Origin of the sequence: Xanthobacter flavus (assembly GCF_017875275.1) — a bacterium.
Taxonomy (GTDB): Bacteria; Pseudomonadota; Alphaproteobacteria; order Rhizobiales; family Xanthobacteraceae; genus Xanthobacter; species Xanthobacter flavus_A.
This window is the reverse complement of record NZ_JAGGML010000001.1, coordinates 627,827-639,926: the sequence shown is the minus strand read 5'-3', so window position 1 is coordinate 639,926 and position 12,100 is coordinate 627,827. Positions and strand designations below refer to the sequence as shown.

The window sequence follows — 12,100 nt, the reverse complement described above, 5'->3', positions numbered from 1 at the left end:
ACATAAGAAAGATCGCTCATGCCGCGTCCTGTCGGCGTCCACCTCGGCGAGGCCGAGGCGGAGCGCATTCGCCTGGCCCTTGCCCGCAATCCGAACATCTCGCAGGTCGCCCGCGAACTGGGCGTCGAGCGCTCCACCGTCCGCCGCGTGCGGGACCGTGTGGCGCAGGGCGCCGGGGAGGAGCCGCCGGCTCAGCCGGCCTCCGCCTTCCGCCTTGGCGGCTCGCCGGAGAGCCGGCGCATCGTGCAGCTCGAGGACGAGGTGCGCCGCCTGCGGGGCGAGCTGAAGGCCGCGCACCGGGACGCCCTCAATGAGGAGGCCGTGCGCGAGATCCTCGGCAGCCTCGCCCGCGCCCCGGTCGAGCCGCCCAACTGGCTGCTGCGGCCCGCCACGAAGCGCAAGGGTGAGAGCACCGCCGAGGTGCCTGTCTGCACCTGGTCCGACTGGCACTTGGACGAGGTGGTGGCCCTCGCCGAGACCAACGGCATCAACGCCTATAACCTCGACATCGCCGAGCGTCGCATCCGCACGCTGGTCGAGAACGTCATCAGCATCTGCACGCGCCACGGGCCGGGGCGCTATCCCGGCATCGTCGTCAACCTCCTCGGCGACATCGTGAGCGGCGGCCTGCACCCCGAGCTCGCCAAGACCGACCAGGAAGGCGTGCTGCCGGCGGTGCTGCGCGCCGTGGATATCCTCGCCTGGGCCTTCGAGCGCATGATCTCCGCCTTCGGCCAGGTCTATGTGCCCTGCGCGGCCGGCAACCACGGGCGGAACACGCTCAAGCCGGAGTTCAAGCGCTACATCTTCAAGAATTACGACTGGCTGATTTACGAGCTGCTGACGCGCCACTTCGCCGGCCGGCCGCAGATACGCTTCGATATCCGCCCCTCCAACGAGGTGCGCTATCGCGTCTTCGGCCAGCGCTACCTCGCCATGCATGGCGACATGCTGGGCGTGAAGGGCGGCGACGGCATCATCGGCGCCATCGGGCCCATCATGCGCGGCGAGGTGAAGACGCGCGGGCAGGCGGCGTCCAGCGGGCGCGATTACGACGTGCTCGTCATCGGCCACTGGCACCAGGAGCTCTGGCTGCCGCGCGCTATCGTCGCCAATGCCCTCAAGGGCTTCGACGAGTACGCCCGGCTTGCCTTGCGGGCAATTCCCTCCGAGCCCTCGCAGCCTTTGTGGTTCGTCCACCCCCGCCGCGGCATCACCAGCCGCTGGAACGTGCGCGTGGAGGCGCCGCCCGAGCGGGCGGAAGGCGAGGGCTGGGTGAGCTGGGAAGGAGAGGCGGCGTGATGGAACGGCAGATCATCATCGGCTTCGCCGGACGCGCCGGCGCCGGCAAGACCACGGCCGCGCAGCACCTCGTGCAGCACCACCGATTCGAGCGTGTCCGCATCGCCGGGCCGCTCAAGGCGATGATGCGGGCGCTCGGCTGCACGGAAGAGGAGGTGGACGGCGCCCGCAAGGAACTGCCCTGCGACCTCCTCGGCGGCCGGACGCCCCGCCAGGCCATGCAGTGGCTCGGCACCGAATGGGGCCGCGACATGATCGCACCCGACCTGTGGACCCGCGCATGGGAATACGCCGCCGCCGGCAAGCCCCGCGTGGTGGTCGACGACGTGCGCTTCCCGAATGAGGTGGAGGCCGTGCGCCGGCTGGGCGGGGTGGTTATCCGGCTTGTGGCGCCGGGCGAAGTTGCGCTGGAAGCGGCATCGGCCGGCCACGTCTCCGAGCTTGGCGGCCTAGAAGTGGATGCCGAACTAATAAACAGCATGGAGCACGCGTTTTTTGGCAAACTAGATCAATCGGTTGGTTCGGTTTCCATGCTTGCTGCGGCAGGACTAACCATCCATCGGTTTTTGAGTGTCTAGTTTAGCGTTGTCGATCTCGCCTGCAGTTGTTTCTCCAAGGAGTGGGTAAATAGCCCATGGCTCTGTAGTCCCGACGTAAGCTGGAAATTCAATATCGAGCATCGGTTTTGGTTTATCAAAAATCCAATCTTTTACAGAGCCATCACTATTTTTGCGTCGGCCCCTCTGAAATATATCGCGGTACCGAAGGGGAGATATTCCGATAAAAGGAACAAAACATACTTTTGAAGGGTCGCTTTCACTATCAAGCTGAATCTCATGGTCGTGCAGTTGCTTGGCCTTACTCTTTGGGTACGGCTCGATATATACAACGCGTTTAATTCCAGATGCGATTATGTGTTTTGTGCAATTGTGGCATGGAAATGTTGTGCAGTACAACGTGCAGCCACGTACAGAACGACCAAAACGAGCTGCGTCACAGATGGCGCCCATTTCCGCATGAACCACTCGGCCATATTCCGTAAGGTCCATCAGATACGAGTTGGCAAGCGCGCCCGCTTTTTCACCTGGACCTTTCCCGATTAGGGCACTGACGATGTCTGAATCGCTTCCAAATTGTAGCGCCTTTTCAGAGAGAAGGCTCTCTAAGCGTAGTCTTTCAATCGCATCTCGAACCACTTCACGCTTTTGGCGATCATTGGGATCATATCCGATTTTCATGTCTCGATAGTCGGGGATGTCGTTATCCCAGTACGTTCCACCATGGGGCTTTGGGACTTCGTTGCAGCCTTGCGTAATGAGCGCTGTGTCGTCAGAAAAAATCGCGGCTCCGACTTGACGGGAAAGATCGCTCGATCTCAGAGACGCAGATTTAGCTGCGTACATCGCATACTCATCTCGGCTAGGAGTAATATCTGTCTTTCCGAAGAATGCGTTGAAAAACCGTTCGATTCCATTATGTATTTTAACTTTATCAATTCCATCAATAAAAACATCGCCAAGATGAAATGCGTCGCGCAGCTGTTGACCAAGTCTTTCGCCCAACTCGCTTGCGTCGCGTTCCATCAATTTATCAACTTTATATGAAATGTCGGCCTCAGAAGAGCTTGTGGACTCTCCAAGTTTTATTGATTCACGCAATAAATCTCTTCGATCGCTAGCCGTTCCATAGGCTGAGACTAATATAAATTGCTTTCCGTATACGCGTCGAAGTAGATCGACCTCGGAAGGGTGTTTAATCTGGCGAATAATATATGCAGTTTGCTCGATATTAGCATTCGATTTTAATAGCTTATTTCTCTCATCTCTAATTGCTGAGATTGCTATTCGAGCTAGAGCGTCGGGGAGATCGTATTCACGTCTTATGCTGTTGGCGAAGTCCATTTTCCCCATGAACTCATCGTACTTATTGTCAGTTTTGGGTGGTGGATCATCGCCGAATGCAATCATCTCGCTCGTAAGCTTGATTATCGAGCTTTTATATTCAAGGGTATCTAGCTGTTTTTTGATGGTGGTTGTGATGTGTTCGATGTCAACCCCAATTGGACCCGCAATCGCGACGAAAAGCTCTGGATAAGTTGCCGGTGTGGCGATTTGGGACATGGCTCCCGCCCTCAGCAATCGTTAACGAGACGCCCAACACAATGGTTGCGCAGGGCCTCGATATGAGGTGTCCTAATGAAGTGAGAGTCGTGCGGGGAGGGCTCGATGGTCGACAGGCATGTTTCTACCCCCAAATTAATCGAAGAGCGTGCGGCCGAGCTTACGATTGCGTTGCAGGCTCTTGCAACTATCCTCGGCTTAAAGTTCGAGCCCAACCAAAAAAAAGCGGATCGCTTCGACCGATTTCAGAAGGGTCGCGGCTCTCAGGGTGACGAATCTGGGCCTGACTCCGAGCGGGACAGCAAAGCTGCATAATCGCTTCGGATTCCGCGCGCGACAATTTCAAGGGTCCAGGGCGGTATAGGCCGTTGCAATCCTTTTGCCTCTTCCCATGGTGCGCGCAACCATGAGTCGATTTCCCCCCGCTCCGTCAGGATCACAGGCATCGCCTTGGGGTGGATGCTGGCGACGGGCTCTGTCGGCTCCGTGGTGAGGAATCCGAAAAGGTCCATGGTCTCGACGCCCGTCTTCATCTTGCGGACGCAGGTCCAACTGGGCGTCCAGATTCCGGCGAAGAAGGCGAGCGGACGTTCCTCCGAGAACGCAAACCAAATATCCCCGCCGGCGGCCTTGTTGAATTCGCTGAAGCTGGTGAACGGCACGAGGCAGCGGTTCTCGGGCCCGAGCCAGCGCTGCCAGTGCCTGCTCGAGGTGTTGCGGATGTTCGTGGTGCCGCTGTCCGGCTCCAGACGCAGCAGCTCCTTGAAGTCGACTGGCTGCCCTTTGGCCTCCAGCTTCGCCGCGCGCTTCTTCGCCGCCTCCATCAGCGCCAGCTGCGACGACGGCATGCCCCATCGAGCCACCGCGATCTCGCGCGCGCCGTCGGCACCGGTCCGCACGATGGGCGCCTCATAGTCCGGGAAGATGCCGGGCTGTGGGGGCAGGTTGCCCGCCAGATTCCGCGTCGCGCGCGCCAGGTCGATGATCGCCTGCACGTTCGAGGTGTGGCTGTAGAGATTGCACATGACCCGACGCTACGGCCCGCTGCGGCCGAACGCCAGCCCCTACATATAGCGGCTTGTTCTCTTTTCGTTCCCGTGGCAACGATAGAGCAGATCAGTACTGGAGACGGCCATGTCGAGCGAGCCCGCGCCCGCCGAGCTAACCCCTTTTGATGTGAGCGATGCGGAGATCGACGAGGCCCTCGCGGCCTGCGACGGGGATGCTCGGGCGACCATCCGCGCGCTCCTGGTGGGCCAAGCCTACCTTGAGCGCGAGATGTCGCAGATCAAGGCCGACGCCTCCTTCGGCTTCCGCCGCCGCCGCCACGCGCTGGGGGACTGACATGGGCGGCAAGGTGGAGGGTGGGTTCAACGTCGAGGAATGGGACGACGCCGGCATGCGGGTCGTGGATGTTGTCGCTTCATGCGGAAACGTCGTTGTGGCCCTGGCCGCGTTCGATGCCGCACTCACGCAGCGCCAGGTTCGCTATCTGCTTCTTCGGCACGGAACCCGCGTCCTCAGACGGTCGCCGTTCGCGGATAAGGTTGACGCGGAGGAGCGGGCGCGAAATCTGATCCGCTGATGCCGCAGCCGGGGAGGGCGGGACCGAAGGCGGAACAGACTCCCCGGATTTTCCCCGGATATCTCCGCCATGTTCCGCAAGCGTTCGCCGGCCTGCGCCAGACCGCGCAACGCGCCGGCTCCTCGAAAAACCTTGCGGAGACTTAGGTTGGAATGGTGGGCGATACAGGGATTGAACCTGTGACCCCTCCCGTGTGAAGGGAGTGCTCTCCCGCTGAGCTAATCGCCCGCGCCATTGCGAGGAGGGCCGTTTAGAGCCGCAGGGCCTCCCCTGTCAAGGGCGGACGCGACGAGGGCCGCGCCTGCCTGTGGATCATTCGGGCCGGCGCCCGCGCCGACGCCGGGCCGGAACCTAGGCCGAAGCCTTGGCCAGCAAGGCGTCCACGGCCTCTTCCAGCTGGTCGAAATGGTGGATCAGAAGGTCGGCGCCGAGTTCGCCGGGGGGCGTTTCCGTATAGCCGAAGGAGACGGCCACCACGGGCACGCCGGTGGCGCGGGCGGTCAGCACGTCGGTGATGCTGTCGCCCACCATGATGGAGCGCGCCACGTCCGCCCCCGCCGCCGAGATGGTGGAGATGAGGGGGAGGGGATCGGGCTTGGAGCGGGGATAGGTGTCGGCCCCCGTGATGACGGCGAAGCGCGGCGTCAGCTCCAGCGCGTCGAGCAGCAGGCGGGCGAGGTGCTCCAGCTTGTTGGTGCACACGGCGAGGGCCACGCCCTTCGCCTCCAGCCGGTCCAGCGCCTCCAGAAGGCCGGGAAAGGGGCGGGAGCCCACGGCGATGTTCTCGGCATAATGGGCGATGAAGCGCTGCGTCATGGCGGCGATCTCCTCGTCCGGCAGGTCGATGCCCTCGCTCTTCAGCGCCCGCACGATGAGGAGCCGGGCCCCGCCGCCGATCATGTTGCGCGCCTCGGCGCGGTCCACGGGGGGGATCCTGTGAGCGGAGAGCACGAGGTCGAGGGCGTCCAGCAGGTCGGGCGCGGTGTCCACCAGCGTCCCGTCGAGATCGAAGGCGACGAGGGGACGGGGCTGTGCGGTCAAGGTCATGGCGCGGTCCTTCAGCGTGGCGGTATCGGGGCAGACGATGGCCGCCGGGATCGGTTGGCCGCCCCTTCCGGGCGCTGGCGCCGGCAGCGGGGAAAGGGTCGGCAAGGAGCATATCCTCGCCTTCTGCCTTAAATCCTGCCGCTTTTTCGCGCCAGCGTCGCGGGGATTCGAGGGCTGCGGCCCCGGCGCGCAGTCCACGGCTGCGCCCAAGCCGTGGCGTGTGGGCTTTCCAGGAGGCATGAATGCGGACCACTCCCCTTCGCAACGCGCGCGCGGCGCGCCGCACTCCGGCGATGCTGCTCGCGGTGGCCCTCGCCGCCGGTCTCGGCGGCATCGGTGGCGCCGTTGCCCAGCCCGCCGCCGCGCCGGGGGGAGCCGGCTTCGACTTCGCCGCGCCGCCCTCCGCGCAGGCCAACCGGGTCTACGGCATCAACCGCCAGACCGGGGAGATGAACGTCTGCCAGTTCGAGCGGCCGAACGCGGCCGGCGTGGGCGTCACCTTCTGCTTCGCGCAGGGCGAGGGGGCGGGGGCGCAGAAGGCGGGCAATTACGCGCTGGTGCCCACCCGCTACGAGGGGGAAACCGGCATCTTCCGCGTCAATCGCGACACCGGCGAGATGAGCATCTGCTACGTGCGCGAGACGGCGCGCGCGGCCGGCGGCACGGATTCGAGCCTCGTCTGCACCCCGGCGGCCCGCTAGGGCACCCGGTGGGGCGTCGCGCCGGCTTGTCCGGCGGCCCGATCGGGGCTAGAGCCGGAGCAGGGCGGTCCCGCCGTTCCGCCAGAACAGAAGCGCCGTCGCGGCGTGGCCCATCCGGGCCGGGTCGCGCCGACGTTTCAAGGACATCGAGGCAGGAAACACAATGGTCCACGCCGAAGACCTGAAGCGCCGCGCCGCCGCCCACGCCCTCACCTATGTGACCGACGGCATGCGCCTCGGCCTCGGCACCGGCTCCACGGCCCGGCATTTCGTCGAGCTTCTGGCCGAGAAGGTCCACGGCGGCCTCACCGTGCTCTGCGTCCCCACTTCTGAGCAGACCCTGGCGCAGGCGGTGTCCCTCGGCGTGCCGATCGCGACGCTGGACGAGGCCGGCCCGCTCGATTTGTGCATCGACGGCGCGGACGAGATCGGCCCCGGCCTCGCCCTCATCAAGGGCGGCGGCGGCGCGCTGCTGCGCGAGAAGATCGTCGCCAGCGCCGCCCGCGAGATGATCGTCATCGCCGATGCCTCGAAGAAGGTGGAGATGCTCGGCCGCTTCCCGCTGCCCATCGAGGTGGTGGATTTCGGCGTTAACGCCATCACCCGGCAGGTGGCGGAGGCGATCCGCAGCGCCGGCTGCGCCGGTGACATCACCGTGCGCCGCGACGGCGACGGTCATCCTTTCGTCACCGATCAGGGGCACCTGATCCTCGACGCCCATCTCGGCCGCATCCCCGACCCCGCCGCGCTTGCCGCAGCGGTCGCGCAGGTGGCCGGTGTCGTCGAGCACGGACTGTTCATCGGCCTCGCCCGGCGCGCCGTGCTCGCCGGCAAGGACGGCATCACCGAGCTGGAGCCCGGCAGCTTCTAGCTTTCCCCTTTCCGGAGATTTTCATGCGTCATCCCCTTTCCGGCCGCCTCGCCCGGCAGCTTTTCGTCGCCGCGGCGCTGTCGGTTCCGGCCGCCGCGCTTCTCGCGCCGGTGGCCGGCGCCCAGACCCGTCCGGCGGCCCCCGCCGCCGCGCCCGCGGCCAAGCCTTCGCCGGCGCTGCTCCAGCTCGCCCGCGACCTGGTGACCGCCAACGGCGAAAGCCGGGCCTTCGAGGGCGTGATCCCGAACATCGTGGACGGCGCGGCCCTCTCCTTCCTCCAGACCAACCCCGACCTCGCCAAGCAGCTGCGCGAAGTGGCGGTGCTGGTGCGGCCGGAGTTCGAGAAGCGTCAGGCCGAGGTCATCGACATCCTCGCCACCTCCTACGCCACCCGCTTCACCGAGACCGAGCTGAAGGAGGCCATCGCCTTCTTCCGCAGCCCCACCGGCATCAAGCTGGTGCAGGACCGTCCGGTGATCGTGCAGGAGGCGGTGCAGGGCATCCAGGCGTGGGGCGCGCAGATCAACGCCCAGGCCATGGAGCGCGTGCGCGCCGAGATGAAGAAGCGCGGCGTCGATCTCTGATCGCGCTGGCAGTTTCAAAGATACGAAACAGGCCGGTCCCGCTGGGGCCGGCCTTTTTATTGGCGCAAGTCATCCCTTTGCACCGTCATGCCCCGGCGCGTCCGGGGCATCCACCCCGCCGCTGGAGCAGTGTGCGATAACGGAAAGCCGGCCCGGCCACCCCGTGGATCCCCCGGATGAACCGGGGGATGACGGCCCGCTCTCCGGTCACTCGCTCCCGGCCTTTCGCCGCAGCCCCTAGACCTCGCCCGTGCGCGGCCCGCGCGGCCCTTCCGGCGCCTCGGCCTGCGCGGCGAACAGGCTCTTGCGGTCGAGGTTGGGGCTGTAGTGCGGGTCCACCAGCGTGGACGTGTGCCAGATGGCCTCCATCCGCGCCCGCTGCGCTTTCAGGCGCGCCCGGTGCTCGCGCGAGCGCTTCTTGCCGCGGGAGGCGGATTCGTAGTGGAGGAGGGTGGCGAAGGGCGTCCACACCACGTCATAGCCCGCCCGCCGCGCCCTCAGGCACAAATCGATGTCGTTGCAATCCTCGGCGAAACGCTCGGCGTCCAGCGGGCCGATGGCGTCCCACACGTCGCGGCGGATGAGCAGGCAGGCTGCGGTGACGGCCGAGAGGTTCTGCCGCACGAGGAGGCGATCCTCATAGCCCGGCGCATCCGCGGGGCTGTGGGCAAACCAGTGGTCGGCATAGCGGAACAGCCCGGCGATGACGCCCGCGTGCTGGATGGTGCGGTCCGGAAACAGCAGCTTCGCCCCCACGACGCCCGCGCCGGGGAGGGATGCGAGGGCCACCATCTCGCCGAGCCAGCCCGCCTCGATCACCTCCACGTCGTTGTTGAGGAGGAGGATCATGTCGCCTTGCGCCGCATCGACGCCGAGGTTGCAGATGCGGGGGAAGTTGAAGTCCCCGTCATCCCGCACCACCCGTGTCGCCGGCCACAGGGCCTTGATCTCGTCGAACAGCGCGAAGGTCGCGGGCTCCACCGAGCCGTTGTCCACGATGATGATCTCGAACGCGCGATAGCTCGTGACTGCGATGAGCGAGCGCAGCGCCACGGAGAGCAGCGCGGCGCGGTCGCGGGTGGGCACGACGATGGAGACGAGCGGAGCCGGCGCGGGGGTGGGATAGAGCGGCCGCAGGTGGCGGCCGATGGTTTCGACCTCCACGCCGCGCAGGCGGGAGAGTGCGTCCGCCGCCGCTGCGATCTCCTCCGGCGCGAAGCCGGGCGGGTGGCCCTTCAGCCCCACCGCAACGCGCGGCACATGGCGGATGCTGCTTTCGGGCAGCGCCGAAGCATGGCGCAGCAGCAGGTCGAACACGGCGGCGGCGCCGGCGGCGGGATCGAGGCCGAGGCGCAGCGCATCGGCGCGGGGGAGGGCGGCGAAGCGCCTGAGATAGCCCGACGCCTCCATGAGGTGCCGGTTGAAGGCGGGGTGGTAGACGGCATGGAGCGGCGCGCCCTCGTCGTCCAGCCGCTCCTCGTCGGCGGAGGCGAGGGCGCAGTCGGGATGCTGCGCGAAGGCATCGCGGATCAGCGCCACCGCATCGCGGGTAGGGCGGGCTGCGGCGTCGAGAAACAGCACCAGCCCGCCCTCGGTGGCGGTGAGCGCGGCGGCGAGGCGCGCGGCGGGGCCGCCTTCGGCCGTCACCACGCGCGCGCCGGTGGCGGCCTCTGCGAGCGCGGGCGGCGCATTGGAGGGAAGGGCCACCACCCACTCGAAATTCCGGTCGGTCTGCACGGCGAGGGCGGCGGCGCAGGCGGCAAGATCGGCCGGGCTCGCGCTGCCGCCATCGGTCAGCAGGCTCAGCCGGGGGGCGGCGCCAGGCGCGGCCACCTCGGCGAAATCGCCGACGAATCGGGTGCGGAAGGCGCGGTAGCGCGCCGCTTCGGCCTGCCGGCGCGCGGGGGCGGCGGAGACGAGGGCATGAAGCGCCCCGCGCAGGGTGCGGGCGGCGACGCCGGCCGCCCTCCAGCGGCGCGGCAGGCCGAGATTTTCAAACCGGCCATTGGCGAAGGCGTGCAGCTTCAGCGCCACCTTGTGGACCGGGTAATAGCCGAGCCGGAAGCCCGGCGGCGCGCCCGCGACGGCGATGCGCGTCGCCCCCGCCGGCACCAGCGCCACGGTGGGCACGCCGGGCAGCAAGGTCTCGCCCGCGCCTGTCCCCGCATCGAACGCGATGGAGAGGGGGCCGTCGGCGCCCGCGCCCGCCAGCACGATGGCGAGCGCCCCGCGCCGGGCGCGCAGCCGCAGCACGGGGGGCAAGGCGAAGCCCGTCCCGCCCGTCGCGGTGGACGCGCTCTTCAGCCAGAGCGGAGGGATCTCGGTTTCGTGCATCGGCGTCCGTATTCAATGCCGCGTTGAAGCACCTATGTGCAGAAGCGGCAAGCGGGCCGGCCCACGGCGAGTTTGCTTGACGCCCCGGCGCGGCTCCTTCAAGCCACCCGCCACGCATCGGGATCTGGCGGGAGCCGACATATGACACAGCGCGAGGTGGACCTGTTCGTGATCGGCGGCGGTTCGGGGGGCGTGCGCGCCGGCCGCATCGCCGCCCAGCATGGCGCCAAGGTGATGATGGCCGAGGAGTACCGCATGGGCGGCACCTGCGTCATCCGCGGCTGCGTGCCCAAGAAGCTGTTCGTCTATGCCGGCCGCTACGCCCACGACATCGACGACATGGCCGGCTTCGGCTGGCGGGTGAGCGCGCCCGAGTTCGACTGGCTGACCCTCGTCGCCAACAAGGACAAGGAGATCGCCCGGCTCGAGGGCATCTACAAGCGCAATGCCGAGGCCGCCGGGGTGGAGGTCGTCGCCTCCCGCGCGGTGGTGGCGGGGCCGAATCTCGTGCGCATCCTCGCGACGGGCGAGGAGGTGGCGGCGCGCCACATCCTGCTCGCCACCGGCGCCCATCCCGCGCTCGGGCCGCAGATTCCCGGCTGCGAGCTGGCCATCACCTCCAACGAGGCGTTCAACCTCAGGAGCTTCCCCGACCGCATCCTGATCCAGGGCGCGGGCTATATCGCGGTCGAGTTCGCCGGCCTGTTCCGCTCGCTGGGCGCCGAGGTGACGCTGGTCTATCGCGGTGACAAGGTGCTGCGCGGCTTCGACATGGAGGTGCGCGAGCATCTGGAGATGGAGATGGCCCGCGCCGGCATCAAGCTCGTCAGCGGCAAGACCCTCGCCTCCATCGAGGCCGTCTCCGGCGGCAAGCGCGTGGTGCTCTCGGATGGCTCGGAGGTGGAGGTGGACGAGGTGATGCTCGCCATCGGCCGCATTCCCAGCACCCGCAATCTCGGCCTCGAGGCCGTGGGCGTCGCGCTGGACGAGCTTGGCGCGGTGGTGGTGGATGCGCACAGCCGCACCAATGTGCCCTCCATCTACGCGGTGGGCGACATCACCAACCGGGTCAACCTCACCCCCGTCGCCATCCGCGAGGGCCACGCCTTCGCCGACACCGTGTTCGGCAACAAGCCGTGGACGGTGGACCATTCGCTCATCGCCACCGCCGTCTTCTCGGAGCCGGAGATCGGCACCGTGGGCTGCACGGAAGAGGCGGCGCGGGCCGCCGGCCGGCCGGTGGACATCTACAAGACCAGCTTCCGCCCGCTGAAGGCGACCCTCTCCGGCCGCGAGACGCGCGATTTCATGAAGCTGATCGTGGATGGCGAGACCGACCAGGTGCTCGGCGTGCACATCATGGGCGATGCCGCCGCCGAGATGATCCAGCTCGCCGCCGTGGCGCTGGGGCTGAAGGCGACCAAGGCCGATTTCGACCGCACCATCGCCGTGCATCCCACCGCGGCGGAAGAACTGGTGACGCTGCGCACGAAGGCGCCGTGACCGAAGAAGACTGTTGTCACCGTCGTCCTCCGGCTCGACCGGAGGACCCATGG

The 12,100-nt window shown here is 66.6% G+C and carries 12 protein-coding genes and 1 tRNA gene; 8 read left to right on the top strand and 5 right to left on the bottom strand.

Going from position 1 to position 12,100, the window contains the following annotated elements:
* The first annotated feature begins 18 nt into the window (after positions 1–18).
* Both J2126_RS03115 and J2126_RS03110 read left to right on the top strand, forming a co-directional pair.
* Positions 19–1,302 carry a helix-turn-helix domain-containing protein gene (locus J2126_RS03115; protein ID WP_209483837.1) on the top strand — a complete coding sequence of 428 codons (1,284 nt, stop codon included), beginning with the start codon at positions 19–21 and terminating at the stop codon, positions 1,300–1,302.
* The gene (locus tag J2126_RS03110) at positions 1,302–1,880 is read left to right on the top strand and encodes a deoxynucleotide monophosphate kinase (RefSeq protein WP_209483836.1); all 579 of its coding nucleotides are present in this window, start codon (positions 1,302–1,304) and stop codon (positions 1,878–1,880) included. Before J2126_RS03115 ends, J2126_RS03110 begins: the two co-directional genes overlap by 1 nt.
* On the opposite strand, the gene J2126_RS03105 is transcribed toward J2126_RS03110, so the two are convergent.
* A complete protein-coding gene (locus tag J2126_RS03105) occupies positions 1,851–3,422 on the bottom strand; it encodes an anti-phage dCTP deaminase (protein WP_209483834.1) in 1,572 nt (523 codons plus the stop codon). The genes J2126_RS03110 and J2126_RS03105 overlap by 30 nt on opposite strands.
* Positions 3,423–3,685: 263 nt before the next feature.
* Complete coding sequence (locus tag J2126_RS03100; RefSeq protein ID WP_209483832.1) at positions 3,686–4,447, bottom strand: SOS response-associated peptidase; 762 nt, start codon at positions 4,445–4,447, stop codon at positions 3,686–3,688.
* A gap of 109 nt (positions 4,448–4,556) precedes the next feature.
* On the opposite strand from J2126_RS03100, the gene J2126_RS03095 reads away from it, so the two are divergent.
* Positions 4,557–4,766, top strand: coding sequence for a hypothetical protein (locus J2126_RS03095; RefSeq protein WP_209483830.1), 210 nt, complete (start codon positions 4,557–4,559; stop codon positions 4,764–4,766).
* Position 4,767: 1 nt separating this feature from the next.
* Positions 4,768–5,007 (top strand): hypothetical protein, encoded by a 240-nt coding sequence (locus tag J2126_RS03090; RefSeq protein WP_209483828.1) that lies wholly within the window; start codon positions 4,768–4,770, stop codon positions 5,005–5,007.
* A 153-nt stretch (positions 5,008–5,160) separates the two neighbouring features.
* On the opposite strand, the gene J2126_RS03085 is transcribed toward J2126_RS03090, so the two are convergent.
* Both J2126_RS03085 and gph read right to left on the bottom strand, forming a co-directional pair.
* Positions 5,161–5,235 (bottom strand) — tRNA-Val (locus tag J2126_RS03085).
* Between the two features lie 123 nt (positions 5,236–5,358).
* Positions 5,359–6,048, bottom strand: a complete 690-nt coding sequence (gene gph, locus J2126_RS03080; RefSeq protein ID WP_394028250.1) for a phosphoglycolate phosphatase — start codon at positions 6,046–6,048, stop codon at positions 5,359–5,361.
* Positions 6,049–6,296: 248 nt separating this feature from the next.
* Between gph and J2126_RS03075 the strand changes: the two genes are divergently transcribed.
* From J2126_RS03075 to J2126_RS03065, 3 genes are all read left to right on the top strand, one after another.
* Positions 6,297–6,755, top strand: coding sequence for a hypothetical protein (locus J2126_RS03075; RefSeq protein ID WP_245327189.1), 459 nt, complete (start codon positions 6,297–6,299; stop codon positions 6,753–6,755).
* Between the two features lie 163 nt (positions 6,756–6,918).
* A complete protein-coding gene (gene rpiA, locus J2126_RS03070) occupies positions 6,919–7,626 on the top strand; it encodes a ribose-5-phosphate isomerase RpiA (RefSeq protein WP_209483823.1) in 708 nt (235 codons plus the stop codon).
* A 23-nt stretch (positions 7,627–7,649) separates the two neighbouring features.
* On the top strand, positions 7,650–8,210 hold the full coding sequence (locus tag J2126_RS03065) for a DUF2059 domain-containing protein (RefSeq protein ID WP_209483821.1): 561 nt from the start codon (positions 7,650–7,652) through the stop codon (positions 8,208–8,210).
* Between the two features lie 237 nt (positions 8,211–8,447).
* Here J2126_RS03065 and J2126_RS03060 read toward each other — a convergent pair whose 3' ends face one another.
* Positions 8,448–10,544 carry a glycosyltransferase family 2 protein gene (locus J2126_RS03060; protein ID WP_209483819.1) on the bottom strand — a complete coding sequence of 699 codons (2,097 nt, stop codon included), beginning with the start codon at positions 10,542–10,544 and terminating at the stop codon, positions 8,448–8,450.
* A 141-nt stretch (positions 10,545–10,685) separates the two neighbouring features.
* Here J2126_RS03060 and gor point away from each other — a divergent pair, with 141 nt between their 5' ends.
* The gene (gor, locus tag J2126_RS03055) at positions 10,686–12,047 is read left to right on the top strand and encodes a glutathione-disulfide reductase (protein WP_209483817.1); all 1,362 of its coding nucleotides are present in this window, start codon (positions 10,686–10,688) and stop codon (positions 12,045–12,047) included.
* Positions 12,048–12,100: the final 53 nt, after the last annotated feature.

Excerpts from the sequence above, each read along its gene's own strand:
- J2126_RS03060 (WP_209483819.1), bottom strand. The coding sequence starts at position 10,544 with ATGCACGAAACCGAGATCCCTCCGCTCTGGCTGAAGAGCGCGTCCACC.
- J2126_RS03110 (WP_209483836.1), top strand. The coding sequence starts at position 1,302 with ATGGAACGGCAGATCATCATCGGCTTCGCCGGACGCGCCGGCGCCGGC.
- J2126_RS03065 (WP_209483821.1), top strand. The coding sequence starts at position 7,650 with ATGCGTCATCCCCTTTCCGGCCGCCTCGCCCGGCAGCTTTTCGTCGCC.
- J2126_RS03095 (WP_209483830.1), top strand. The coding sequence starts at position 4,557 with ATGTCGAGCGAGCCCGCGCCCGCCGAGCTAACCCCTTTTGATGTGAGC.
- J2126_RS03105 (WP_209483834.1), bottom strand. The coding sequence starts at position 3,422 with ATGTCCCAAATCGCCACACCGGCAACTTATCCAGAGCTTTTCGTCGCG.
- rpiA (WP_209483823.1), top strand. The coding sequence starts at position 6,919 with ATGGTCCACGCCGAAGACCTGAAGCGCCGCGCCGCCGCCCACGCCCTC.
- J2126_RS03115 (WP_209483837.1), top strand. The coding sequence starts at position 19 with ATGCCGCGTCCTGTCGGCGTCCACCTCGGCGAGGCCGAGGCGGAGCGC.
- gor (WP_209483817.1), top strand. The coding sequence starts at position 10,686 with ATGACACAGCGCGAGGTGGACCTGTTCGTGATCGGCGGCGGTTCGGGG.
- J2126_RS03090 (WP_209483828.1), top strand. The coding sequence starts at position 4,768 with ATGGGCGGCAAGGTGGAGGGTGGGTTCAACGTCGAGGAATGGGACGAC.
- J2126_RS03075 (WP_245327189.1), top strand. The coding sequence starts at position 6,297 with ATGCGGACCACTCCCCTTCGCAACGCGCGCGCGGCGCGCCGCACTCCG.
- J2126_RS03100 (WP_209483832.1), bottom strand. The coding sequence starts at position 4,447 with ATGTGCAATCTCTACAGCCACACCTCGAACGTGCAGGCGATCATCGAC.